The sequence below is a fragment of the Micromonospora sp. NPDC003241 genome (assembly GCF_053589795.1).
This window is the reverse complement of the sequence record NZ_JBSFSO010000008.1, coordinates 160,655-184,160: the sequence shown is the minus strand read 5'-3', so window position 1 is coordinate 184,160 and position 23,506 is coordinate 160,655. Positions and strand designations below refer to the sequence as shown.

Genomic DNA, 23,506 nt, shown 5'->3' with positions numbered 1-23,506 from the left:
CAGCAACCACAACAAGATGGCGTTCCGTATGAACTCCTCGAGAAAGGCCTCAGACCTTCGGGACCCCTAGGTCAGCGAAGAGTTGCCTGGTCGCCGGATCGACTGAATAGATCACCGTACCGCGCAGGGACCGAGTCATGAGGACGCCATAGGCGTTACGGATGGCGCGTGACAGTTCTTCGTCGTCCTGGATTCGGCTGGCTTTGCTCCGCACGTGCTCGCGGTGCACCCTCCAGGCAGCCTCGCGCCAGGTGAGGTCGGGGCCCAGGATCACTCCACCCCAGTCATATTCGAGGCCCTGTGCGGTGTGGACACACCCGATCTGTCCAAAGCCCCCGGCTTCGGTCGCCCAATAACGGCGCTTCGGCACGCCGGGAGTCTTGTGGTTGTCACCGGCGTTCCAAGGGCGGGCCCAGCCCTCCTCCGGCGTCACGTCAGGGAAGGTCCCGGTGTCATCGGTCCAGTCCCAGCACATCCCAGCACTCATCCGTGCGCTGGCACCCGAAGCCTCCTTGCCCTGCAGGAACTTCTCCATCTGAGCACCACTGTCGGCGTAGTAGAGCTCGAAGGGCTCCGGATCCGAGTCGGCGTCGGGGTTCCAGCGCACCGGATCACCAGCCATCAGGCGCTGGATCCACGTGTCGTACGTTGCACTTCCCACTGCGCGCAAGACGCGATCCAACGTCACGGGAACGACCTCCGCCCCTAGGCGCTGGATCTCATGAACAAGCGCCTCGGGGGACCAGATCTCCTCAGCGAAGAGGCGCTGGTCTCCATCGATGAAGAAGACGGGCACCCTGGCACGGGTGACAACCACTGAGATCGACGATTCACCCGGACGCATGGCGAAGGAGCCGGTCATCGGACGCTCCGTGAGCCGGTGCGCCTCGTCGCACAGGATGAGATCCAGCTCATCGGCAGCGTGGCGATCGGCGATCCTGTTCAGCGTCTCGAAGGCGGCACCACGCCCCCTGGACGCACGCCTGAAGGTCTCGCGTGAGGCGATCCCGCCTGACACATACCGCGCCTCGTAGCCTTCCCCGAGCGCTTCGCCCAGCAGGGTGAGCGCGACAAGAGACTTCCCACTGCCCGCTCGGCCGCTCACGACGAAGACCCTCTTCGCGCCGGACGAGGCCCTTTCCCGGACCAAGCTCATGACGTCATTGACGGCTTGTAGTTGGTTCTCCACCAGGCTGAACCGCGAATATCCGCTGATGATGGCACCCGCTTCGTCCGCGAGTAGCGAGTTCAAACGCCGCCGCTCGAGAAGTGCCTGCGCCGCCGCCTCGCCCGGCGCGGCGCTGAAGTGGCTCTTCAGAAACGCCCGGAGGTCGGAGGGCTGCCGGGCGGTGAAGGTCGGGATCCCTTGGCACGGAGCAACCCTGCTGATCCATTGGGCGTCCTGGTGCTTCAGGTTGTGCAGATAGGACGCGCCGACGAGGGTGACGTAGCGGTCGTCGAACATGCTGTGGTGCCTACGGATCGACGTGAGGTTGTCTCGCACCTGGATCGCCGGGTGCTTCTTATGTTTCCCGTAATTCGGAACATAGACCCGATCGATGGCGCATCGCCTGCACAGGTACCCGCCGCCGTTGGACGCACACAAACCACAGTCGGGTGCTGATGCGTGAGGCCGTTCGACGACACTCCACTGCTTCAGCTCGATCGCGGCATAGCTCAAGCCATCCACGGGATGCCGACCCGCGAGGACGACGTCAACGGGACTCATCGCCGGATCCACGCGGTACTCGACGAACATCCACACCTGGCCAAGGCCGGAGTCAACGAGGGCAGTCGCAACTTCGTAGAGGCTCTCCCGCCACGACTCCACATCGCCTCTGGACGGATCTAACCCCCGCGGATGCGCCTCGCGGTAGCACTGCTCGATCTTTCCGACCAACCGATCGCGGCTCCGCACCAGTTCCTCGGCGGGCCAGTATGCTTCCAGCGGCGCCCACGCGCTTCCCGTTGCCACTACAAGAGTCCATTCGCCCGACGTCAGCTGGAATCCCGCCGCAGCCAAACACCGTGGCACCCGCAGCTAGGGACCTCTCGATCGAACACGATCGCAGAGGGCAGCATCCCATCCAGTGAATGGCCCGACAAGGGGTTACCACCCCGCGGTCGACCTCGTCAGGCGACCGGCCGCCGTCGAGGATTGCCACGAAGCGGTCCTCCACCTCAGCGGGGTCGGGCGGCGCCGGTTTCGCGGTCATCACGGCCGCGATCCTGCCAGACGCCACGCGGCTACAGGCGCTCGACGGAGGTCGCCGAGCTGGGCAAACGGTCTCCTTCGAGCCGTCAAGATCATTGCACGTACTCTGCACGGACGGCTGCAAACGGCGGCTCAGGGTGGCATCCGGCTGCATAGGTCGATCAATCGACGCAGAGACGTACCCGCAGCTCAGCGATCGTTGTTGCTGATCTTCGAGGTGCCCCCGGCAGGATTCGAACCTGCGACACACGGTTTAGGAAACCGATGCTCTATCCCCTGAGCTACGAGGGCCGGACGATCAACGCCGCTCGGCGGCGGCTGTCAGCGTACCGCAGGAAGCTCCCGGGGTGATCCGCTGGCACCGCCACCAGCGGATCACACACCGACCACACATCGCCGGGCCGACCGGTGCGACCGTCGCCGGCGGCCACGGTCGCGCGACGCCGTTCACCTACGGTCACCGGCTGCGGAGTCTCCATCCAGTGCTGATACAGCGGTCATCAGCGAGGGCCGGGGCGTCCTACTCCAAGCTGGCCATGACATCGGCAGCACACACCCATACAGTCACCCGACCCTCCGGGTCCACCCCGCCAAACGACGCGGTTCGATGTCCGGTTGCGGGTCCCGACGGACGCCTGGAGCGCACCTCCGCCAGCGTCGACTGTCTGGGGCGTCACGCTGGCACGCCGCACCGGCCCTCCACGATCCTCGTCGCACCTTGGCGACGGTCAGCGGGGAACCATGCGTCAGGTTTCGAGACCTGTGCGGTTGAGGCGTTCGAGCAGGCTGGGCTTGCGGGCGTGCACCGTCCGTAGCTCGGCCAGGCGATTTCGGAACGATGTGCTGTCTCCGTCTCGTTCAGCGAGGTCGCGCAGGTCGACGAGGAGTTGAACGGCGGTGTCGTACTCGCGGGGTTTCTTCGTGGCGATGAGTTCGGCGACCCGCTGCCAGGCGGCGGGTTGGTCGACTGCGAGGGTGTCAAGGTGTCGTTGCCGTGCTGCCGCAGCGGACCGTTCGCGGCGAATCCGGTCGCGTTCGCGTTGCTCGGCGTCCCGTCGTTCCCGTTCGGCGCGCAACTCCGCGGCGGTGGCGAGCAGTTGCCCGGCGGTGCGGGTGGCTGCCGGGGCGGGGGCATCGGTGCGGTGTTCGTCGTGGTAGCGGCGTAGCAGTTGGCTGCGTAGGTGGCTGTCGCCTCGGGTGATCAGGTCGGTCAGGATGGTGTCCTTGTCCTGAGCGGGTAGCCCGGCGACCCAGGTTCGTAGTTGCGCTGCGGTCGGTTCACCGGAGGCGGCCGGCGGCGAGCCGGCCGCTGCGGCCGTGATCAGGTCGGGGTCGATGCGCAGGAACTCGGCGACGGCGGTGAGGGGCGCGTCGAGGGTGTTCAGTCCGGCGGGGATGGGCGGTTCGGGCTCGTCGTCGGCGATCTCGGTGGACTGTACGCAGCGCAGCCAGGCCAGGTAGAGCAGGCGCAGGTCACCGGCGGCGAGGCCGGCCCGGACCGGGATGCTCGAGGTGAGTAGGCCGTGGCCGTCGAGGTCCCACTCGTCGGTGCCGTCCTCGTCCTCGTCGTGGAGGTCGATGATGACGTGCTTGCCGGCGGTCCACACGGATGCGCTGTCACCCTGGCAGTACCGGGCGACGGTGGCGGGGTCGAGCACGTGTTTCGGTAGCCGCAGCATGAGCTGGCGGGTTCCCCAGTTGGCCAGGTACAGGTGCGCGTCGAAGTATCGTTCCATCAGTGTGCGGGGGTCGCCCTTGAAGTCGCCCCACTCGTAGGTGTTGACGAAGCTGGAGGCGGTGATGTCGGCTCGGGTGGACAGCGACCGCAGCGCGGCCCGCTCCCGGTCGCTGAGAGGCCGGTCGACGGTAGTGAACTCGTAGTACTGGTACTCGCTCATCGCGGCCTACCCTCTGGCCCAGTGCCGGTAGGCGTCGATCCACCCGGCACCGTCCGGCGCGGGAGTGGGTAGCGGCAGGTCGAGGAGATCGATTCTCTGCTGGTGGCGGCCTCGGGCGCAGACCGCGACGATGCTCTCCGCGGTCAGGTCGACCTTGCGCACGGTCACCTCGACGCCGAGGACGGTGGTGGTGAACGGCACCACCAGATGCTCCTCGATCATGGTGAACAGGCCGGCGAGCTGTTCGTCGTCGCCGTACGCGTCGACGGTGGCTTCCTCGATCATCGCCTCCAGCGCGGCGGTTTCCTTCAATGCCATCCGCGGAGGCTAGCGGACCGGTGTCGGGGAGTTCGGAGCCTGGTGCGCGAGGATGGTCGGCATGGGTTCGGTGGCCGATTTCGTCGATCTTCGGCGGGAGGTGGAGCGGTTACGGGCGGAGAACGCCCGGCTGGCGCGTCTGCTGGAGCTGCGCGGCCAGGACACGTCTGCGGCGCCGGAGCAGTTGTCCGCGCCGGTGGAGCCGCCGGGGCTGGTCACCATGGCGTCGCCCACGCAGGACAAGCTGGCGTTGTTCGCCGACCGGTTCCGAGCCCGGGCCGACGTGTACGCCGTGCGGTGGGACAACGCCCGTACCGGCGCTGCAGGGTGGATGCCCGCGGTAGCCGGTGGCTGGCGTAAGGGTATGGACCGGCGGGGTGCCGCCTACCTGCCCCGCGCGACGGAGGTCGTCGCGGCGCATCTGGTCGGCGACGTGTTCATGGGCCTGTACCCACTGATGCCCGGCAACACCTGCCACTTCGTCGTGGCCGACTTCGACGGGCCGACGGCGATGCTCGACGCCCTCGCGTACGTGAAGGCGGCGCGAGCCAGCGCGGTGCCGGCCGCGTTGGAGATCTCCCAGTCGGGCCGCGGCGCCCACGTGTGGGTCTTCTTCACCGGCGCGGTCCCGGCCGCCACGGGGCGGGCCGTCGGCACGGTCCTGCTGCGTGAGGCGATGGTGCTGCGCGGGTCGATGGATCTGCGGTCGTACGATCGGCTTTTCCCCAACCAGGAAGTCCTGCCCGAGGGTGGCTTCGGCAACCTCATCGCCGCACCCCTGCAGGGACGCCGCCGCAAGGACGGACTGACCACCTTTCTCGACCTCGGCACGCTCGAGCCGCACGCGGACCAGTGGGCGTTCCTGTCGACGCTGGACCGGCTCAGCCCCGGCGACGCCGAACACGTCGCCCGGCAAGCGAAGCAAGCCGTCACCGGTGCTGACCTCGCCACGATGAGCCGGTCCGCCGCGACCCAGGTCCATCCACCGCTACCTCCGGTGGTCCACGCGGAGGCAGGTGCCGGGCTGAGCATCGACGCCAGGCAGCTGACCCCCGCCGCGCTGGCGACGTTCAAGCACGCCGCCGCCATGGCGAACCCGAAGTTCTACGAGCTGCAACGACTCCGCAAGTCCACCTGGGACACACCCCGCTTCATCCAGGGCTACGACCTCACCCTCGATGACCGCCTGCTACTCCCGCGGGGACTGCGGCACACCATCGCCACCATCGTCGAACGCGCCGGATCGCGGCTGGCAGTCACGGACGCACGAAGCTCCGGCACCGAGATCGACATCGGGTTCACCGCCGAACTCACCAGCAGACAGGCCACCGCGGTCGGCGCACTTCTCGCCCACGACGACGGGATCCTGGTCGCCCCACCCGGCTCCGGTAAGACCGTCATGGCCTGCGCCGTGATCGCCGAACGCAATACCTCCACCCTCGTCCTCGTCGACCGCAAGGCCCTCGCCGACCAGTGGCGCACCCGCATCCAACAGTTCCTCGGCATCAAGCCCGGTCAACTCGGCGGCGGCCGACGCAAGCTCACCGGCACGGTGGACATCGCGCTGCTGCCCTCCCTCGCGCGGCGCGACGACCTCGCCACCCTGACCAACGGGTACGGGCACGTCATCGTCGACGAATGCCACCACCTCGGCGCCGCCGCATACGAGCACTCGGTCAAACGGATCGCCGCGCAGTTCTGGCTCGGCCTCACCGCCACCCCCACCCGACGCGACGGCCTCGGCCAACTCGTCACCTGGCAACTCGGACCCGTCCGCCACACCCTGACCGACGAGGAACAGGGCACCCTCGCGGCAGCGATGCACGCCGACGCCGGCCCCCGACGAGCGCTGTTCCTCCGCGAGACCACCTTCCAGCCCGGCGACGTCGACCTGGACGCGCCCGGCGCGCTCGCCGAGGTACACCGAAGGCTGGCCCTCGACGAGCCACGCAACACCCAGATCGCCGATGATGTCGCCGCAGCCCTGGCCCGCGGGCGCAACTGTCTCGTCCTGACCCGGCGGGTCGCCCAGGTCGAGGCCCTCACCGCTCTGCTCGCCGCGCGCGGACACCAGCCACTCGTGCTCCAAGGCGCGATGAGCACCCGCGACCGGCGGACCATCGTTGACCGGCTCAGTGGCGCCAAGCCCGGCGACGGCCTGCTCGTCATCGGCACCACACCGTTCATCGGTGAAGGCTTCGACGCCCCCGCCCTCGACACCCTCTTCCTCGCCGGCCCGATCTCCTACGACGGCCTGCTCGTCCAATGCGCCGGCCGCGTCATCCGCGCCGCACCCGGCAAGGAACTCGCCGAGGTCCACGACTACCACGACCCGGCCGCCCCCATCCTCGCCGCCTCACTCCCACGCCGCATGCCCGGATACCGGGCCCTCGGGTTCACCAGAACATGAGTGCATCCGATCTGGCTGGTCCCGCCGGCTACGGGGATACGACAAGAGGCCAAGCGCGCTTGGCCTAGCGTAGTAGGCTACGGGCATGGGCCGGTTCTCCGAGGATGAGCTGCATGCGGTGGTCTCCCGGTACGAAGCGACGCGCGCGGCTGCGTTGACCGAGCGGGACGAGCGACTACGGGCGTTTCACGCGGCCGGCTGGCGGCCGGTGGATCTGCAGCGGGTCACCGGATACAGCCGGGAGACGATACGCCAGGCGCTACGACCGGAAGTCCGACGGGCGACCAACATCAGCCGGCGCCGGACATCGCCCCAGCCGCCAGCGGACTACCGGCCCTACGGCGACCGGAAGCCCTACGTGATCGCCGAAACCCTCGCCGAACTGCACGGCCCGACCGATGGCACGGTGACGCTTCCGCGTCATCTCGACTGGTCCGGGCACCCCGAGTACGACCTAAACCGGGCCGCACGCCTGGCCAGCATGTACAAGGTGGTGCTCACCGAAGCCGCCACGGTCGAGGATCTCAACACCTGGCTCGACGCCGACCTCCTCCGGCGGCTCTGGCCCACCCTCTGGCTGCCACCCCAACTCCGCCAGCGCTGGGAAGAAGCCTTCCCCGAACTCGCCGCCACCCGCAGCAACGCGGCATAGCGGTGGACCCCTTCCACGAACGCCTCGCCCGTACCGGACTCGCGGCAGCCGATCGATACGGCTTCGCGCTGGCCGGCGGCTACGCGGTCCAGGCCGCCGGTCTCGTCGAGCGACCAAGCGAGGACATCGACCTGTTCACCGCCTGGGACCGCCGCGACGAGTTCACCGCCGCGGTCGTTGCCGTCGTGCACGCCTATCGAGACGACGGCCTGACCGTCGAGACCGAGCGGCAGTACGACACCTTCGCCCGGCTGGCCGTCACCGACGGTACGCGGGTTTCCAAGGTCGAACTCGGCGTGGACTGGCGCGCCAACGAACCGATCCTCATGGCGATTGGACCGGTCCTGCACCCCGACGACGCGGTCGCGAACAAGATGAGCGCCCTCTACGGACGAGCGTTCGCCCGGGACTTCATCGACATCGACGCCACACTCCGATCCGGCCGCTACACCCGCGACGCCCTTCTCGCTCTCGCGCAACGCGCCGACCGTGGCTTCGATCCGCGCATCTTCGCCGACGCTCTCGGACAAGCCACCCAGCTCGATCCCGACGACTTCGCCCAATACGGCGTCACCGGCCACGCGCTGGACAATCTCCATAACCGATTCGCCGAATGGCGTCGCGAACTGCTCGGCGAGTAGAAATCCGCTCGACTTACCACTGCTCGGTCCACTGATCCTGCGGCACTCCGTTGACGTTCGGAAGACACCCTGCACTCTTGATCCAATCAAAAATGACCAGGACAAACGCCGCTTCAGCAATAGATCACAGCAGCGCCGCTAAGCGACAGGCCAACGTGGGGAAAATGCGGAAAACCGCCGGTCATCGGCCTGCATAAACGGGCAGCGACCGGTGTTAGGAAACCGATGCTCTATCCCCTGAGCTACGAGGGCCGGACGATCATCACCGCTTGGCTGTGGCTGTCAGCCGCCCACAGGAAGCTCCCGGGGTGATCCGCTGGCACCGCCACCAGTGGATCTCCCACCGACCGCGCGCCGCCGGGCGGACCCGGCGACGGGGAGTCGAGACGAGCCGGAGAGGATCACCACCGCAGGGGCGCCTCAGCCAGTGCTGCCTCGACGGTCATCATGCGGTCGGCGGCGGCTGCTGCCGGCTGCGGTGCAGGTCCTGGACGAGCCGTGGCGAGCGTCCCCGAGCCACCTGCGAGAACCAGGTGCGCGGTGGGTAGCTCAGCCTCACCACGAAGTAGTTCACATACTCGAGCACACCAAACAGCCAGATTCCGACCACCAGGGCGCTTATGGCGACGGAGTCCGGGAGCCATACGAGCACCCCGACCAGACCGCCGGCCAGGATGGCCACGTCGACCACGCGAAACACGCGATACACCGCCGCGAGCCCGCGCGGCATGTGGCCCGTCCCGATCCAGCGACGCGCGAGCAGCCAGTACGCCCCGCCTTGAATCAGGATCAGCAGGAGCGGAACGAGCGCGGACCACAGAGCGCGTACATCTGTCGGGTCTGCAAATCGTGGTGTGACCCGCCATGCCACTGCGGCGAAGACCACCACGGAAACGAGCTCCCCGCTGCCGATACTCACATACCGCTGCCGCATCTTCTTGTACTGCTGGGAGGACACGCGTCGAGTATGCGCTGCATCGCGAGTCCCCCAGCTAACAGCCCATCGACCGACGGACGACAAACGACGGACGACGGGCGGAACAGGATCAGCTGACCGGGCTGATCCGGCGGGGACCACGGATCACGTAGGCGCTCACGCCGGTCACCGCGAGGACCCCTGCGGTCACCAGGGCCGCGACACTGTCCGCCGGTTGGCCCGCCCAGGTGAGCAGGTACAGCGCGAACGGCTCCGGGACGGCGGGAATGGCGGCCGACACGCAACCCACGACCACCGGCAGCGTCCAGGCCAGTCGCCGACCGAACAGCACCACCGCCGAGGCGGCGAGCCCGACGAAACCGGCCGCGTCCCGCAGGACGATGCCGACCGGCGCCGTCGTCACGGCCGTCACCACGGCGGATGCGACCACGAAGATCGCGGCCAGGTGCAGCGCTCGGTGCGGGGCCCACCGGATCGCCGCGGTCGCGTCCAGGGTGCCGTCCGGCCCGCCCAGGCCGTACCCGAGAACGGCCGTGCCCAGTGCCAGGGCGAGGGCGGCGGTCGTCACGGCGTGGCTGGGGTGGGTCTGCGCGGCGCCGAACCAGGCGAGGAGGGCCATCGCCGGCACCGCGAACAGCAACCCGCCTGGCACCTCACGCGAGCGCAGGAACAGCAGCGCGGGCGTCACCGGTCGGCTCCGACGCCGAGGGCGGCGGCCTGGTCACCGCAGGTCAGGCCTGCGGCACGTACGGCGGCGACCCGGCGTACCTGCTCGTCGGCGGGCAACGCGGTGAAGGTCTGCCACATCTGCTCGCGAACGGCCTGTTCCTCCCCGAAGAGGCTCTGACCGGGCACCGGGTGACTGCCGTGGAGCCAGGCGGCCGCCACGGATCGGGCGCGCAGCACGTCGAGGTACGCGTCGTCGTCGGCGCGGACACAGAGCGGGGTACCGGCACCGGCTAGGATGCGGGCGGTCAACTCGGCGGGATCCTCGGTGGCACCGAGGTTGTCGGTGTCCACCCACACCTCGGAGGCCGGCTGTGGGCGGTCGAGGCCGGGTGCCGCCTCGTGGACCGAGGTCGGCGCGTCCGGCAGCGTGGCCATCATGCGCAGTGCTTCCCGGGCCGGTGCGACGAGAGCGGGCAGCTCCCGGCTGTGGGCTGCGGTGACACAGACCCGTGGCCCGTCGTCGGTGGTGCAGACCTCGACGACGGCGGCCGGGTCGACCGGGAACGCCTCCTCCAGGGGAACGGTCAGCATCGGTGCGGCGAGTGCCAGTCCGAGTGCCGGTGGGGCGACGGCGAGCAGCCGTACCAGTGGGTTCCTCGCGAGGAACAGCACCAGTCCCCCGGCGGCCAACCCGCCGAACCACCAGGCCTGGCCCGCGCTCACCGCGCCGGCGACCATCTCGAACTCGGAGATCGTGGTGGTGAAGAACGGCAGCAGGAGGGCCGCCCCAGGGTCCGTGGCCTCGCTGGGCCGGGTCAGCTCGATCGCCGCGAGAAGTCCGGCGAGACCGCCCACACCCAGGACCGCAGGGGTGTACGCGTACGGCAGCAGCCGGCCCACGCCGAGGCCGAGCCAGCCGGCGGCCACCAGGGCAAGTACGCCGACCAGCGTCACCGCCGGCCAGCCGGTGCCCGGGTGACCGGCGGCGGCCGCGACCTTCGGTGCCCCGCCGACCAGGACGAGAAGGAAACCGGCAGCGAGGGAGGCCGCCGTGACCACGGCGAACGGTCCGGTGCGTTGCCAGCGGGGCGCCGGTGTGGTGCCGAGCAGCTCCTCGATCCTATGGCGTCGGTCCCGGCCGGCCTGCCAGGCGCCGGCCGCCAGCGCCAGCGGCCAGAGGATCACCAGCATGATGCGCTGGAAGACGGCGAGGAGATTCCACTGCTGGTCCCAGAGGGCGGTCTGCCCGGTGAACGCGAGCACGTAGAGTCCCGCCACGCCGAGCGCGGCGGTCACGGCCCCCGCGAGAAGCGCGTCGGAGCGGCGCAGCTCGATCCGGAGGATGCGGTTCACGGCGCCACCACCAGTCCGGCGCGGTGCCGCCCGATCAGCGCCGAGTAGCCGCGTTCGATCGGGCTGTCCCCGGCGTCGCCGGGACCGCCGGCCGCCGCGATGTCGTCCGGGGTCCCGTGGAACACGATCCGCCCGGCGTCGGCGAGTACGACACTGGTGCAGGCGGCGGCCACGTCCTCGACGAGGTGGGTCGAGACCACGACACAGGAGCGTTCGCCGAGGTCACGCAGCAGGGCCCGGAAGTCGAGCCGCTGCTGCGGGTCGAGGCCCACGGTCGGCTCGTCGAGCAGCAGCAGGTCCGGCTCGTTCACGATCGCCTGGGCGATGCCGGCCCGCCGCAGCATGCCACCGGAGAGCGCCTTCATCCGGGAGTCGGCCCGGTCGGTCAGACCGACCCGCTCGATCGCGTGGCGCACGGCACGGCGACGCCGGCCGCCGGGCACGTCCTTGATCCACGCCATGTACTCGACGAACTCGGACACCGTGAAGCGCGGGTAGTAGCCGAACTCCTGGGGCAGGTAGCCCAGGCCGCGCCGTACCGCACGCAGGTCGGGCCGCCCGTCCATCGACTGCCCCAGCAACCGGAGCCGGCCCTCGTGCGGGGGCAGCACGGTCGCCAGCGCCCGGATCAGGGTGGTCTTGCCGGCGCCGTTCGGGCCGAGCAGCCCGTGGACGCCGGCACCCAGATCCAGGTCGACGCCGTCGACGGCCACGTACCGGCCCGTTCTCACTCGCAGGCCCTCGGCCTGCACTGTCGTTGCCACGATCATCTCCGCTCGTCTGTTCGGTGCGGTTTCGATCGTGCGACGGCAAGGCGGGGACACACCTCGGCCGTGCTACCGAGCGACCCTGCGGGGAGTCGGCCGAAAGAACTACGCCGCCCGGACGCCGGTGTCGTACCGTGGCCTTCCGTGCTGGTTATCTTTCCGGGCCCCCGCAGGTCGCAGCGGGTGACGGCGGGGCTGCTCGCCGTCGTGGCGGCGACCCTCGTCGTGCTCGAAGGGCTGGACGGTCCCACCCTGCCCGCCACGCTCGGCCTGATCCTCAGCGGGCTGCTCGCGGTCGCCGTGGTGCTGCTGGCCGAGGCCCGCCCGATCGCACTCGCCGTGGCGGCGGCGGTGTCTCTCACGGTCTCGGCCGCCTTCGGGCTCGTGCCGACGCTGCGCCCGGAGCACACCTTCGGCATCGTGGAACTCGCCGTGCTCTCGGTGGCGGTGATTCGCCTGGTCATGCAACATCCGCTCCGCCGCGCGGCAGGTCCGGCCGCCCTGGCGATCCTCGCGATCGCCGTGCTGCCGACCCGGGTCCTGCTCCATCCGGTCAACGCGGGAACGATGTCGCAGTACGGTGACGTGCTCGTCGTCGCGCTGACCGCCTGGGTGCTGTTCCTGGCGCTGCTCGGCCTCTATCTGCGCCTGCTGGAGCGCCGCCGGGTCGACCTCGACCGGCTGGCCCGGCAGGCGGAGCGCATGGACAACGCCCGCGACCTGCACGACTACGTCGCCCACCACGTGACCGCGATCGTCGCGCAGACGCGCGCCATCCGATTCGTCACGAGTTCCGGTGCCGCACCGTCCGCCGAGGATCTCGACGAACTGCTGGCCGGTGTCGAACAGGCCGGCGGTCAGGCGCTCACCTCGATGCGTACGCTCGTCGGCATCCTGCGTGACGAGACGTCGGCGCCCGCGCCCGCCCACGGCACACTTGACGAGATGCTCACCGCTGTCACCAGCACTCTGCCGCCCGGACACCCCACCCCGACCGTCTCCGTCGACGAGGCGCTGTCGCACCGGACCTTGCCCGACGCCACCCTCGATGCGGCACATCACACGGTGTTGGAAGCGCTGACGAACGTGCTGCGCCACACCACCGGGGCGACGCGAATCGACATCCGGATCCGGGTCCAGGCCGACCGACCCGATCTCGCCGAGGTGTCGATCCGCAACGACGGAAAGCCGGCCGGGTCGCCGTTGCCGGCCGGTGGCTTCGGCCTGACCGGCCTCGGCGAGCGGGTACGGGCTGCGGGGGGCGAACTCTCGGCCGGGCCGGCCGGGTCAGGATGGCAGGTCACCGCGACCCTCCCGATCGACGGGGGGCTTTCGGGCAGCCGACGCCGGTTCCGCCCGTTCAGGCCCGAGGCCGGGGCCGAAGCGAAGGAGATCGCATGACCATCCGGCTCCTGCTCGCCGACGACCAGGACATGATCCGCACGGCGTTCCGCATGATCCTGACCACCCAGCCGGACATCGAGGTGGTGGCCGAGGCGGCGGACGGCGAGGCCGCCGTGGACCAGGCCCGCCGGCTGCGCCCCGACGTGTGCCTGCTCGACATCCGGATGCCGAAGCTCGACGGCCTGGAAGCGACCCGGCTGCTGGCCGGTCCGGCCGTCCGGAACCCGCTCAACGTCCTCATCGTCACCACCTTCGACCTCGACGAGTACGTGTACCGGGCGCTCCGCAACGGCGCCTGCGGATTCCTGCTCAAGGACACCTCACCCAACCTGCTGGTGGAGGCGGTCCGCGCGGCCGCCGCCGGGACCTCGCTGATCTCGCCGGCGGTGACCGTGCGTCTGCTGTCGCACCTGGCGCCGCGTCGGGGGGACGAACCCGAGACGCCCGAGGCGCCGCCCACCGAGCCGCTCACCGAACGCGAGCTGGCCGTGGTCCGACTCGTGGCGCACGGGAACACCAACGACGAGATCGCCGGACGGCTCTTCGTGACGCTGTCGACGGTCAAGACGCACCTGGCCAACGTGCAGCGCAAACTCGCCGTTCGCAACCGGGTCGAGATCGCCGCCTGGGCGTGGCGCAACGACGTCTGCTCCCCGCTCTGACGAAGAACGCGTGGGGCCGTTCTCCCGTGGTGGTCAGCGCGGCACCCAGCCGGACCATAGTCCGTTGACGAGCAGCGCGACCATGCGGCGGCGGAGGGACATCAACGCGCGCCGTAGGCGCGGATGAAGGCGCGTACGCCGTCGATCATGGTCTTTCTGACCCGGTCGGGATCGACGCGGGCCGGGTCGGGCTGCTGGTTGTAGGCCAACAGGACGGTCAGCGCGAAGAGGTGCTCGGTGGCCAGACGCGGGTCGTCGGTCTCCAGCAGACCGGCCTCGGCGAAGCCGGCGACGTACTCCGCCATCAGCTCCTCGGCCACGTCGGTGGACACGTCGTCGCGGGCGCTGGGGGTACGCAGGCGCTCCTGGGCGGCGAGGGCGAAGGCGGCGGCGTAGTCGGCGGAGCCGACCATCGTCGTGCCGAAGTCGACGAGCAGTGCGGTCATGGCCTGTTCGAGTCGGGCGACCGTGGTGATCGGCACCTCGGCGGAGAGGTGCTCGTCGAAGGCGCGCTGCGCGGAGGCCAGCAGCGACTCGGAGGCGTCCGCGAGGATGGCCAGGAAGAGGCGACGCTTGTCGCCGAAGTAGTCGTAGACGGTGGCCTTGGAGACCTTCGCCTCGGCCGCGACGGCGTCCATGCTCACCCGATCGACGCCCTGCCGGACGAACAGTTCCCGCGCCGCCGCGAGGACCGCCTTCCGCTTCGCCGCCGACCTCTCCCGCATCGGCTTCTCCTTCTGACCTGCGCCCACGGACCGCGCTCCTCGTGATCGTCGTGCCCTACCCGCCTGCGCTCTGAACTATACCGTTCAGTCTTGTCTAGCCAGACTGAACCGTTTAGTTTGGTTTCGGGTCGGCCACGACGCCACCACCCGACGGAGAGAACGTGAGAGATCCATGCCCAAAGCACCAGCCGTGTTGGGAACCATCGCCGAAGCCCTGCTCGGACGCGCCGGCCGCGTCGAAGACGTCACCGAGCCCTTTCCCGGCTTCCTCGACGTGAGCCTGCGCGCCGACCCACCACACGGCGGCTGGCACCCCACCCAGGAACTCCAGTTCCGCGTCACTCCCACCCGCAGCCGTCGATACAACGTCCGCACCGTCGACCCCGGCCACGCCGACCGCATCGGTCTGCTCGTCGCCACCCGCGCGACCGGACCGGGCACGACCTGGGCGAGGCAGCTGCGCGCAGGAGCCGAGACCACCATCCTGGCGGGCCGGCACATCCCCTTACGGCTGCCCGGGACCCGGCGGCTCTACCTCGGGGACAGCTCCGCCCTCGGCACGATCGACGCCCTCACCCATGACCGCACCGGTCACCTCGTGGCCGTCGAAGTCCCGCCGGCCGCCGTCGCGGCACTCGCACAGCGATGGCCCCGCCACCACTTCATCCCCGCCACCCCACTGCCGGGCGACGCGCTACAGCACTGGCTGGACGCAACGACCGACGCCGGCACCCTCGACGGCATCGACGGCGCCCTGTTGCTCGGACATGCGCAGTCCCTGCAGCGCCAACGCAGACACCTCCTCCAGCACCAGGTGCTCCCCCGGCGAGCCATCGTCACCAAGCCGTACTGGGCAACCGGCAGAGAGGGCCTGTGACCGATCACCGTGGCCGAGGATTGCGCGGCGCTGTCCACCGAGGCCGCGCCGCACCGACTTGCGGCGGATCGCGCCCGCCCGGCCCGCGTGCCGCGTGTGGCGTCCGCCGGTACGGGTAGACGAGTCGCACGGCACGTGACATCGCGTGCGGTCACCCGCTGGGACGGGAGGGACGATGAAGGTCAGGAGTTCGTTGCGGTCGTTGACGCGGAAGATGAACTCGATCGTGGTCCGCCGTCGGGGCAAGGTCGTCGTGGTCAACAAGAAGGACCCGCGCCAGAAGGCCCGACAGGGCTGACGTTCCCCGCCACCCGAAAGCGACAAGGCGGTGCAGACACCGTACGACAGGAGGCGACCGTGAGCTACCGAGCGCGGGACGGCGAGCAGCCGGTCGATCCGGACCACGCCGAGGACGAGGCCGGTCAGGTACCGCTCGTCCAGGTCGAGGCGGACACCGACGTGCCCGCGCCGGACGACACCGACGTACGGCCGGACCTGGTGACCGAGGACAACGGGTCGGGGATGACCGGCGGCTCCTCGGGCAGCAGTGGCGGCGGCTCCAGCATGCCCGGACACCCCGACGCCTCCCGCTGACGCGAGCCGACGGATGCCTCGGCACGGCCCTCACCACGACACCGGGCACGCCGCACCCGACAGGCACGCCAGCCACGAACCGCACGCCCGCCACGACACGCACGCCGGCCACATGAAGCACGACACGCACGCCGGGCACGATCCGGAGGCGTTCCGCCGCAAGTTCTGGCTGAGCCTGGCGCTGACCGTGCCCGTCGTGCTCACCAGCCCGATGGTGATGGACTGGTTCGGTTACCGGCTGGACTTCCCCGGCGTCGACCTGGTGGGGCCGGTCCTCGGCACGGTGGTCTTCGGCTACGGCGGCTGGCCCTTCCTCCAGGGCGCGGTACGCGAGCTCCGGGACCGCGCCCCCGGGATGATGCTGTTGATCGCGATGGCGATCACGGTCGCGTACGTGGCGTCGCTGGCCACCGCGTTCGGCGCGTTCGACCTGGACTTCTGGTGGGAACTGGCCGCCCTGGTCACCATCATGCTGCTCGGGCACTGGCAGGAGATGAAGGCCATCGGCCAGGCCCGAGGCGCCCTGTCGGCGCTGGCCGCGTTGCTGCCCGACGACGCGGAACGCCTCGACCCGGACGGCCGACCGCAGGCGGTCACCGTGGCCGACCTGCGCGTCGGCGACCTGGTCCTGGTCCGGCCGGGCGGCCGGGTGCCGGCGGACGGGCAGATCGTCGACGGCGCGGCCGAGCTGGACGAATCAATGATCACCGGAGAGTCGCGGCCGGTGTCCCGCTCGCCCGGCGACCGGGTGGTGGCCGGCACCGTCGCCACCGACGCGGCACTACGGGTACGGGTCGACGCGGTCGGCGACGACACCGCGCTGGCCGGCATCCAACGGCTGGTGGCGCAGGCACAGCAGTCCAGCGGACGGGCGCAGGTGCTCGCCGACCGGTTCGCCGCGTGGTTGTTCTACATCGCCACCGCCACCGCCCTGGTCACCCTGCTGGTGTGGACGGTGCTCGGCAACCTCGACCAGGCGGTCGTCCGTACGGTGACGGTGCTGGTCATCGCCTGCCCGCACGCGCTCGGCCTGGCCATCCCGCTGGTGATCGCACTCTCCACGGCGGTCGCCGCGAAGGGCGGCATCCTGGTCAAGGACCGGCTGGCGCTGGAGCGGATGCGCACGGTGGACACCGTGCTGTTCGACAAGACCGGCACGCTGACCCGGGGCGAACACGTGGTCACCGACGTCGCCGCCACCCACGAACACGGCCCGGCGGCGGGCCACGCCGGAAGCGACCGCCCGGACGACGCCGGAAGCCGCCGGCCGGGCGACGTCGAGAGCCGCCGCCCCGGCGACACCGGAGGCGACCGGTCGGACGGGACCGGTGACGGTGAGCGGGACGTACTCGCCATCGCGGCGGCGGTGGAGGCGGACAGCGAGCATCCGCTGGCCCGGGCCATCGTGGTCGCTGCCGAGCGGCGGGCGGACCGGCGGACGGCGACCGGATTCCGGTCGCTGACCGGCCGGGGTGTCCGCGCCGAGGTGGACGGCGTGACGTACGCGGTCGGCGGGCCGGCGCTGCTGCGCGAGTTCGGGGTCACCGTGCCCGACGATCTCGCCCGACGGCAGCGGGACTGGTCCGATCGCGGCGCGGCGGTGCTGCACCTGCTGCGGGTGCAGGACGACGGAGCCCGGGTGCTGGGTGCGCTGGCCCTGGAGGACGAGGTACGCCCCGAGGCCCGGCAGGCCGTCGCCGACCTGCGCGCCCAGGGCATCCGGAAGATCGTGATGATCACGGGTGACGCCCGTCCGGTGGCCGAGGCGGTCGCCGCCGACCTCGGGTTCCGACCCGGCGAGGACGAGGTCTTCGCCGAGGTGCTGCCGGCCGACAAGGACGACACGGTGGCGGACCTGCACCGACGCGGGCTGCGGGTGGCGATGGTCGGTGACGGGGTGAACGACGCCCCGGCGCTGGCCCGCGCCACCGTGGGCATCGCGATCGGCGCGGGTACCGACGTGGCGATCGAGTCGGCCGGGGTGGTGCTCGCCTCCTCCGACCCGCGCGGCGTGACCGGAGTGATCCGGCTGTCCCGCGCCGCGTACCGGAAGATGATCCAGAACCTGGTCTGGGCCGCCGGCTACAACGTGGTCGCGCTGCCGCTCGCCGCCGGGGTGCTGGCCTGGGCCGGAGTGGCGCTGAGCCCGGCGGTCGCGGCGGTGCTGATGTCCGCCTCCACCATCGTGGTCGCGCTCAACGCCCAACTGCTGCGCCGGGTCCGGCTCCGGCCGCAGGACCAGACGGGTACGCGGCTCCGGCCACCGGATCAGACCGGCGCGGCCGGGTAGGCGCGGGTCTCGGCGGCCTTGACCGCAGCCCACACCGGTTGGCCCGGGGTGAGCGCGAGCTGCGCGGCGGCGGCCGGCGTGACGTCGGCGGCCACCTCGATCGGGCCGGCGAGCTGGATACGCAGGTTGTCGCCGTGCCGCTGCACACCGGTGATGGTGGCCGGCCAGGTGTTACGCGGGCTGCCGTCGGGCTGCCGTGGATGCAGCGCCACCGCGGACGGTGGGAACGCCACGAACACGTCACCGTCCTGTGGGTCCCCGGCGGTCAGCCGGAACCCGTCGGCGAGCCGGACCTGATGCCCGCTGGCCTGCCCCCGGTACAGGTTGAGGCCGACCAGGCGGGCCACGTAGTCGGTGCGCGGCTGGGCGGTGATGGTGGCCGCGCTGCCCTCCTGCACGACCTCACCGTGCTCGACGATGACCAGCCGGTCGGCGAGCACCAGCGCGTCGAGCGGGTCGTGCGTCACCAGCAGGGTGGCTCCGGTGTGCGCGGCGAGGTGCCGCTGCAACTGGGCGCGTGTGTCGAGTCGGGTCCCGGCGTCGAGCGCGGCCAGCGGCTCGTCGAGGAGCAACAGCGCCGGTTCCACCGCCAGCGCCCGGGCCAGGGCGACCCGCTGGGCCTGCCCGCCGGAGAGCTGCCGGGGCTTGTGCCCGGCGTGTGCGGTCAACCCCATCCGGGCCAGCCAGTCGGCGGCCCGGCTGCGGGCCTGCCGACGGTTGAGGCCCTGCCGACGCGGGCCGAACGCGATGTTGTCCAACGCGGTGAGGTGCGGAAAGAGCAGGTAGTCCTGGAACACCACGCCGACGGACCGCCGCTCGGGTGGGGTCCAGATCCGCCGCTCCGGGTCGTCGAGGTCGCGGCCGTCCAGGGTGAGGTGTCCGGCCGAGAGCGGGAGCAGCCCGGCGAGGGTACGCAACGCCGTGGTCTTGCCGGCCCCGTTGGGCCCGAGCAGCGCGACCACCTCACCGGGGCCGATGGTCAGCGGCAGGTCCAGCCGGAACTCGCCCCGCGCCACGGTCAGGTGGGCGTCGAGCAGCGGCGACCCGGCGGCCGGTGTCGGTGGCGAGGCGGTCATGGCGAGCTGATCCACCGGTCGCGCAGGCAGGCCAGGATCACGACGGAGACGGTGAGCAGGATCAGGCTGAGCACGATCGCGGCCTCCAGGTCGGTCTCCAGCGCCAGATAGACGGCCAACGGCATGGTCTGTGTCCGGCCGGGATAGTTGCCGGCGAAGGTGATGGTGGCACCGAACTCGCCGAGCGCACGGGCCCAGCAGAGCACCGCCCCGGCCGCGATGCCGGGCGCGACGAGCGGCAACGTGACGTGGGTGAAGGTGGTCCACCGGCCGGCACCGAGCGTGGCGGCGGCCTCCTCGTACCGGGTGTCCGCGCCACGTAACGCCCCCTCCACCGCGATGATCAGGAAGGGCATGGCCACGAACGCCTCGGCGAGCACCACCGCCGTGGTGGTGAACGGCAGCGTGATGCCGAACGTGCTGTCCAACCAGGAGCCGACCAGCCCGCGCCGACCGAAGACCAGCAGCAGCGCCACACCGCCGACCACCGGAGGCAGCACCAGCGGCACGGTGATCAGAGCGCGCACCACCCGGCGGCCGGGGAACGACACCCGGGCCAGCAGCCAGGCCAGCGGGATGCCGAGGACCAGACAGAGCAGGGTGGCCAGCGAGGCGGTCTGCACCGACAGCCGCAACGCGGTCAGCACGCCCGGTTCGGTGAGTCGCTGCGGCAGCGTGCTCCACGGTGTCCGGGCCAGCAGCCCGACCAGCGGCAGCACCAGGAAGACCATCCCGAGCGTCGCGGGCACCAGCAGGGCGATCGGAATCCGCCCGGTGCGCCGGGTACGGGTGGGCACGCTGGTCACCGACTACGGCGCCTGGAATCCGGCCTCGGTGAGCACGGTCTGCCCGGTGTCGGAGCGGACGTACTCCACGAAGGCCCGCGCGGTCGTCGCGTTGCGGGCCTCCTTGAGCACCAAGATCGGGTAGTCGTTGATCGCCCCGGCCGACTCGGGGAACTCGACGCCGTCGACGTCCGCGTCGGCGGCCCGCGCGTCGGTCCGGTAGACCAGCGCGGCGTCCACCTCGCCCAGCCGCACCTTGGACAACGCGGCCTTCACGTCCTGTTCCAGGGTGACCGGGGTGAGCGCCACACCCGCCGCGTCCAGCACCGTCCGCGCCGCCGCCCCGCACGGCACCTGCTCGGCGCAGAGGGCCACCTTCGCGCCGGGTCTGGTCAGATCGCTCAGCCCGGTCACCCGGTCGGGGTTGCCCTCGGGTACGGCGATGACGAGCTGGTTGCGGACGAAGGTGACCGGCTCACCGTCGCCGTTGCCCGCCTCGGTGACGGTGGCCATCGGGGCGGGGGCGGCGGAGGCGAACACGTCGGCGGGTGCGCCCTGGTTGATCTGGGTGGCCAGCGCGGAGCTGCCGGCGAAGCTGAACGTGACCTTCACGCCCTCGTGGGCCGCCTCGAAGTCCCGCCCGATCCGGGTGAACGACTCGGTCAGTGACGCGGCGGCGAAGACGGTCAGCTCACCGCCGATCCCGTTTCCGCCGACCGGCGGGTCTGCGGCGTCCTCGGCGCATCCGCCGAGCAGTGCGAGTGCGGTGACCGCGGCCAGGAGACGTACTGCTCTCACGAGTGGGCCCTTCCTCTGCTGCCGGCCGGCACGGCGGGCTTCTCCACCACGACGGTCGTCGACTTGATCACTGCTTCCGCCACCGACCCGACCTCCAGGCCGAGGTGGTCGACCGCTTCCCGGCTCATCAGCGAGACCAGCCGGAACGGACCGGCCTGGATGTCGACCTGGGCCATCACCGCGTCCTTGACCACGGCGGTGACGACGCCGCGCAGCCGGTTGCGCGCCGAGGACTCGTCGGCCCGCCCACCGGGTTCGGCGGCCTGGGCGCGGACGAACGCGGCCAGCTCGACGCCGTCGATCACCCGGTGTCCGTGCTCGTCGCGGCTCGCGGTGAGCCGACCGCCGTCCACCCAGCGGCGCATGGTGTCGACGCTGACCCCGAGCAACTCGGCCGCCTCACCCATCCGGAACATCGTCACGGACGGATCGTAACGGCCGCAGGTGCGGCCCGATAGACCCGATCACGGCCGCATCCACGATGACTCTTGCCCGATCCCGGCCGAACCTGCCGCATCCGGCGGCCGACCGTGATCCGGGTTACCTCGCGGTCCGGAACTTCCGACGCGTCGGAGCCGACCAAGCTCACGAGATCGCTCATCGAGGGGAAGCCCATGCCCAGCACCGCCTCCCGCCGGCTCGTCCGCCCGGCACTCCTGCTCACCGGCGTCGTCCTGGCCGCCGCCGTCGCCGGCTGCGGCTCGTCCGACGACGCGTCGACCGCCACCCCCGGCCCGTCGGCTACCCCGGCCGCCGCCGCGTCGAGCGAGGCCGCCGGCGTGCTGGGCGTACGCGACCCGTGGGTCAAGGCCGCCGACGACGGCATGACCGCGGCGTTCGCCACGCTGGTCAACGACGGCACCACCGACGTCACCCTGACCGGCGCCAGCACCGAGGTCTCCCCGATGGAGGTGCACGAGATGGCCATGCGGGACGGCACGATGGTCATGCAGGCCAAGACCGGCGGTGTGGTGATCAAGGCCGGTGGCGAGCACAAGTTGGAGCCCGGCGGCGACCACCTGATGCTGATGAACCTGGCCGCACCGGTCAAGGCCGGTGACGAGCTGAGCATCACGCTCACCTTCGCCGACGGCCGGACCCAGACGTTCACCGCCGTGGCCAAGCCGTTCACCGGCGCGCAGGAGAGCTACGCACCGGGGCACGGCGAGCCGATGCCGCACACCTCCCCCAGCCCGGCGTCGTGACCCCGACCCGTCGGCCGGTGAGCCGGCGCGGACTGCTCACCGGCGGCGCCCTGGCCGCCGGGGGCACGCTGGCCGGTGCCGCCGCCGTCGCCGCCGGCCGGGACGACCCACCGGCGGTACGCCCCGAGCCGGTGGCGGTCACCGTCGGCGCGGCGGTCGAGCCGTTCCACGGCGTACACCAGTCCGGGATCACCACCGAACCCCAGGCGCACGCGGCGTTCGTCGCCTTCACCCTGCGCCCCGGCACCGACCGGGCCGCCCTCGGCCGGATGCTGCGACTGCTCTCCGACGACGCCGCCCGGCTCACCCAGGGCAGACCGGCGCTCGCCGACACCGAGCCCGAACTGGGCCTGCTGCCCGCTCGGCTCACCGTCACCTTCGGCTTCGGCCCGGGTCTGTTCACCGCCGCCGGCCTCGACGACCGCCGCCCGCCCTCGGTCGCCGACCTGCCCGCGTTCCGGATCGACCGGCTGCAACCCCGCTGGTCCGGCGGGGACCTGCTGATCCAGGTGTGCGCCGACGACCCGATCACGGTCGCGCACGCCCAGCGGGTGCTGGTCAAGGACAGCCGTCCGTTCGCCACCGTCCGCTGGGTCCAGCAGGGTTTCCGGCGGGCCGCCGGTGCCGAGCCGGGCCGGACCCAACGCAACCTGTTCGGCCAGCTCGACGGCACCGCCAACCCGAAGCCGGGCGTCCCCGTCGAGACTGCGGTCTGGGTGCCCGACGGCCCGGACTGGCTGCGGCACGGCACCACGCTGGTGGTGCGGCGGATCAGCATGGACCTGGAGACCTGGGACCTGCTCGGACGCGTCGACCGGGAACTGGCCGTCGGCCGGCGACTGGGCGACGGCGCGCCGCTGACCGGGGCAGACGAGCACGACGAGCCGGACTTCGCCGCCCTCGGCCCGGACGGGCTCACCGTGATGCCGGACTTCTCCCACGTCACCCGGGCGCACGTCACCGACGACCGGTTCCGGATCCTCCGCCGCCCCTACAACTACGATGGAACACCGGCCGCCGACGGCACCGCCGACAGCGGACTGATCTTCGCCTCCTACCAGGCCGACATCGACCGCCAGTTCCTGCCCATCCAGCGGCGGCTCGCCGAGCGGGACCTGCTCAACGAGTGGGTCACCCCGATCGGATCCGCCGTCTTCGCCGTCCCGCCGGGGTGCCCGGAGGACGGCTGGATCGGCCGGCAACTGCTCGACTGACGAGGAGAATCACCCG

Annotated in this window: 23 protein-coding genes and 1 tRNA gene; 11 read left to right on the top strand and 13 right to left on the bottom strand. The window is 70.9% G+C overall.

What is annotated here, in order from left to right:
- Positions 1-49: 49 nt before the first annotated feature.
- The 4 genes from ACWDVW_RS09800 to ACWDVW_RS09785 all read right to left on the bottom strand — a co-directional run bounded on the left by ACWDVW_RS09800 (position 50) and on the right by ACWDVW_RS09785 (position 4,431).
- Positions 50-1,975, bottom strand: a complete 1,926-nt coding sequence (locus tag ACWDVW_RS09800; RefSeq protein WP_449946485.1) for a DNA/RNA helicase domain-containing protein — start codon at positions 1,973-1,975, stop codon at positions 50-52.
- Positions 1,976-2,433: 458 nt separating this feature from the next.
- Positions 2,434-2,506, bottom strand: a tRNA-Arg gene (locus tag ACWDVW_RS09795).
- Between the two features lie 455 nt (positions 2,507-2,961).
- Positions 2,962-4,113, bottom strand: a complete 1,152-nt coding sequence (locus ACWDVW_RS09790; protein ID WP_449946484.1) for a hypothetical protein — start codon at positions 4,111-4,113, stop codon at positions 2,962-2,964.
- 6 nt (positions 4,114-4,119) lie between these two features.
- Positions 4,120-4,431, bottom strand: a complete 312-nt coding sequence (locus ACWDVW_RS09785; protein ID WP_449946482.1) for a hypothetical protein — start codon at positions 4,429-4,431, stop codon at positions 4,120-4,122.
- Positions 4,432-4,492: 61 nt separating this feature from the next.
- Between ACWDVW_RS09785 and ACWDVW_RS09780 the strand changes: the two genes are divergently transcribed.
- The 3 genes from ACWDVW_RS09780 to ACWDVW_RS09770 all read left to right on the top strand — a co-directional run bounded on the left by ACWDVW_RS09780 (position 4,493) and on the right by ACWDVW_RS09770 (position 8,134).
- The gene (locus tag ACWDVW_RS09780; RefSeq protein WP_449946480.1) at positions 4,493-6,841 is read left to right on the top strand and encodes a TOTE conflict system archaeo-eukaryotic primase domain-containing protein; all 2,349 of its coding nucleotides are present in this window, start codon (positions 4,493-4,495) and stop codon (positions 6,839-6,841) included.
- A gap of 85 nt (positions 6,842-6,926) precedes the next feature.
- Positions 6,927-7,493, top strand: a complete 567-nt coding sequence (locus ACWDVW_RS09775; RefSeq protein ID WP_449946478.1) for a hypothetical protein — start codon at positions 6,927-6,929, stop codon at positions 7,491-7,493.
- A 2-nt stretch (positions 7,494-7,495) separates the two neighbouring features.
- Positions 7,496-8,134, top strand: a complete 639-nt coding sequence (locus ACWDVW_RS09770; protein ID WP_449946476.1) for a nucleotidyl transferase AbiEii/AbiGii toxin family protein — start codon at positions 7,496-7,498, stop codon at positions 8,132-8,134.
- 445 nt (positions 8,135-8,579) lie between these two features.
- Here ACWDVW_RS09770 and ACWDVW_RS09765 read toward each other — a convergent pair whose 3' ends face one another.
- The 4 genes from ACWDVW_RS09765 to ACWDVW_RS09750 all read right to left on the bottom strand — a co-directional run bounded on the left by ACWDVW_RS09765 (position 8,580) and on the right by ACWDVW_RS09750 (position 11,863).
- Entirely contained in the window at positions 8,580-9,092 is a 513-nt protein-coding gene (locus tag ACWDVW_RS09765) for a hypothetical protein (protein ID WP_449946474.1), read from the bottom strand.
- A gap of 88 nt (positions 9,093-9,180) precedes the next feature.
- Entirely contained in the window at positions 9,181-9,759 is a 579-nt protein-coding gene (locus ACWDVW_RS09760) for a hypothetical protein (RefSeq protein ID WP_449946472.1), read from the bottom strand.
- Entirely contained in the window at positions 9,756-11,093 is a 1,338-nt protein-coding gene (locus ACWDVW_RS09755; RefSeq protein WP_449946471.1) for a hypothetical protein, read from the bottom strand. The genes ACWDVW_RS09760 and ACWDVW_RS09755 overlap by 4 nt, the downstream gene beginning before the upstream one ends.
- A complete protein-coding gene (locus ACWDVW_RS09750) occupies positions 11,090-11,863 on the bottom strand; it encodes an ABC transporter ATP-binding protein (RefSeq protein WP_449946470.1) in 774 nt (257 codons plus the stop codon). The genes ACWDVW_RS09755 and ACWDVW_RS09750 overlap by 4 nt, the downstream gene beginning before the upstream one ends.
- Before the next feature lie 141 nt (positions 11,864-12,004).
- On the opposite strand from ACWDVW_RS09750, the gene ACWDVW_RS09745 reads away from it, so the two are divergent.
- Positions 12,005-13,261: a sensor histidine kinase gene (locus ACWDVW_RS09745; RefSeq protein WP_449946469.1), complete on the top strand. Its 1,257-nt coding sequence runs from the start codon at positions 12,005-12,007 to the stop codon at positions 13,259-13,261.
- On the top strand, positions 13,258-13,926 hold the full coding sequence (locus tag ACWDVW_RS09740; protein ID WP_396740965.1) for a response regulator: 669 nt from the start codon (positions 13,258-13,260) through the stop codon (positions 13,924-13,926). Before ACWDVW_RS09745 ends, ACWDVW_RS09740 begins: the two co-directional genes overlap by 4 nt.
- A 101-nt stretch (positions 13,927-14,027) precedes the next feature.
- Here ACWDVW_RS09740 and ACWDVW_RS09735 read toward each other — a convergent pair whose 3' ends face one another.
- On the bottom strand, positions 14,028-14,651 hold the full coding sequence (locus ACWDVW_RS09735) for a TetR/AcrR family transcriptional regulator (RefSeq protein WP_449946468.1): 624 nt from the start codon (positions 14,649-14,651) through the stop codon (positions 14,028-14,030).
- A gap of 190 nt (positions 14,652-14,841) precedes the next feature.
- Between ACWDVW_RS09735 and ACWDVW_RS09730 the strand changes: the two genes are divergently transcribed.
- The 4 genes from ACWDVW_RS09730 (at position 14,842) to ACWDVW_RS09715 (ending at position 18,412) form a co-directional block, all read left to right on the top strand.
- Positions 14,842-15,528, top strand: coding sequence for a hypothetical protein (locus tag ACWDVW_RS09730; RefSeq protein WP_449946467.1), 687 nt, complete (start codon positions 14,842-14,844; stop codon positions 15,526-15,528).
- A 175-nt stretch (positions 15,529-15,703) separates the two neighbouring features.
- Positions 15,704-15,826, top strand: a complete 123-nt coding sequence (locus ACWDVW_RS09725) for a 50S ribosomal protein L36 (RefSeq protein WP_131051346.1) — start codon at positions 15,704-15,706, stop codon at positions 15,824-15,826.
- Positions 15,827-15,885: 59 nt separating this feature from the next.
- Complete coding sequence (locus ACWDVW_RS09720) at positions 15,886-16,122, top strand: preprotein translocase YidC (RefSeq protein WP_449946465.1); 237 nt, start codon at positions 15,886-15,888, stop codon at positions 16,120-16,122.
- Between the two features lie 112 nt (positions 16,123-16,234).
- On the top strand, positions 16,235-18,412 hold the full coding sequence (locus tag ACWDVW_RS09715; RefSeq protein WP_449946463.1) for an HAD-IC family P-type ATPase: 2,178 nt from the start codon (positions 16,235-16,237) through the stop codon (positions 18,410-18,412).
- On the opposite strand, the gene ACWDVW_RS09710 is transcribed toward ACWDVW_RS09715, so the two are convergent.
- The 4 genes from ACWDVW_RS09710 to ACWDVW_RS09695 are packed head-to-tail and all read right to left on the bottom strand — an operon-like array spanning position 18,391 to position 21,493.
- Positions 18,391-19,488 carry an ABC transporter ATP-binding protein gene (locus tag ACWDVW_RS09710; protein WP_449946461.1) on the bottom strand — a complete coding sequence of 366 codons (1,098 nt, stop codon included), beginning with the start codon at positions 19,486-19,488 and terminating at the stop codon, positions 18,391-18,393. The genes ACWDVW_RS09715 and ACWDVW_RS09710 overlap by 22 nt on opposite strands.
- The gene (locus ACWDVW_RS09705; protein ID WP_350696079.1) at positions 19,485-20,285 is read right to left on the bottom strand and encodes an ABC transporter permease; all 801 of its coding nucleotides are present in this window, start codon (positions 20,283-20,285) and stop codon (positions 19,485-19,487) included. The genes ACWDVW_RS09710 and ACWDVW_RS09705 overlap by 4 nt, the downstream gene beginning before the upstream one ends.
- A gap of 12 nt (positions 20,286-20,297) precedes the next feature.
- Complete coding sequence (gene modA / locus ACWDVW_RS09700; protein WP_449946459.1) at positions 20,298-21,071, bottom strand: molybdate ABC transporter substrate-binding protein; 774 nt, start codon at positions 21,069-21,071, stop codon at positions 20,298-20,300.
- A complete protein-coding gene (locus tag ACWDVW_RS09695; protein WP_449946457.1) occupies positions 21,068-21,493 on the bottom strand; it encodes a TOBE domain-containing protein in 426 nt (141 codons plus the stop codon). The genes modA and ACWDVW_RS09695 overlap by 4 nt, the downstream gene beginning before the upstream one ends.
- Before the next feature lie 192 nt (positions 21,494-21,685).
- On the opposite strand from ACWDVW_RS09695, the gene ACWDVW_RS09690 reads away from it, so the two are divergent.
- Together ACWDVW_RS09690 and ACWDVW_RS09685 are read left to right on the top strand one after the other, a co-directional pair.
- Entirely contained in the window at positions 21,686-22,276 is a 591-nt protein-coding gene (locus tag ACWDVW_RS09690) for a copper chaperone PCu(A)C (protein ID WP_449946455.1), read from the top strand.
- On the top strand, positions 22,273-23,490 hold the full coding sequence (locus tag ACWDVW_RS09685; RefSeq protein WP_449946453.1) for a Dyp-type peroxidase: 1,218 nt from the start codon (positions 22,273-22,275) through the stop codon (positions 23,488-23,490). The genes ACWDVW_RS09690 and ACWDVW_RS09685 overlap by 4 nt, the downstream gene beginning before the upstream one ends.
- The last annotated feature ends 16 nt before the right edge of the window (positions 23,491-23,506 follow it).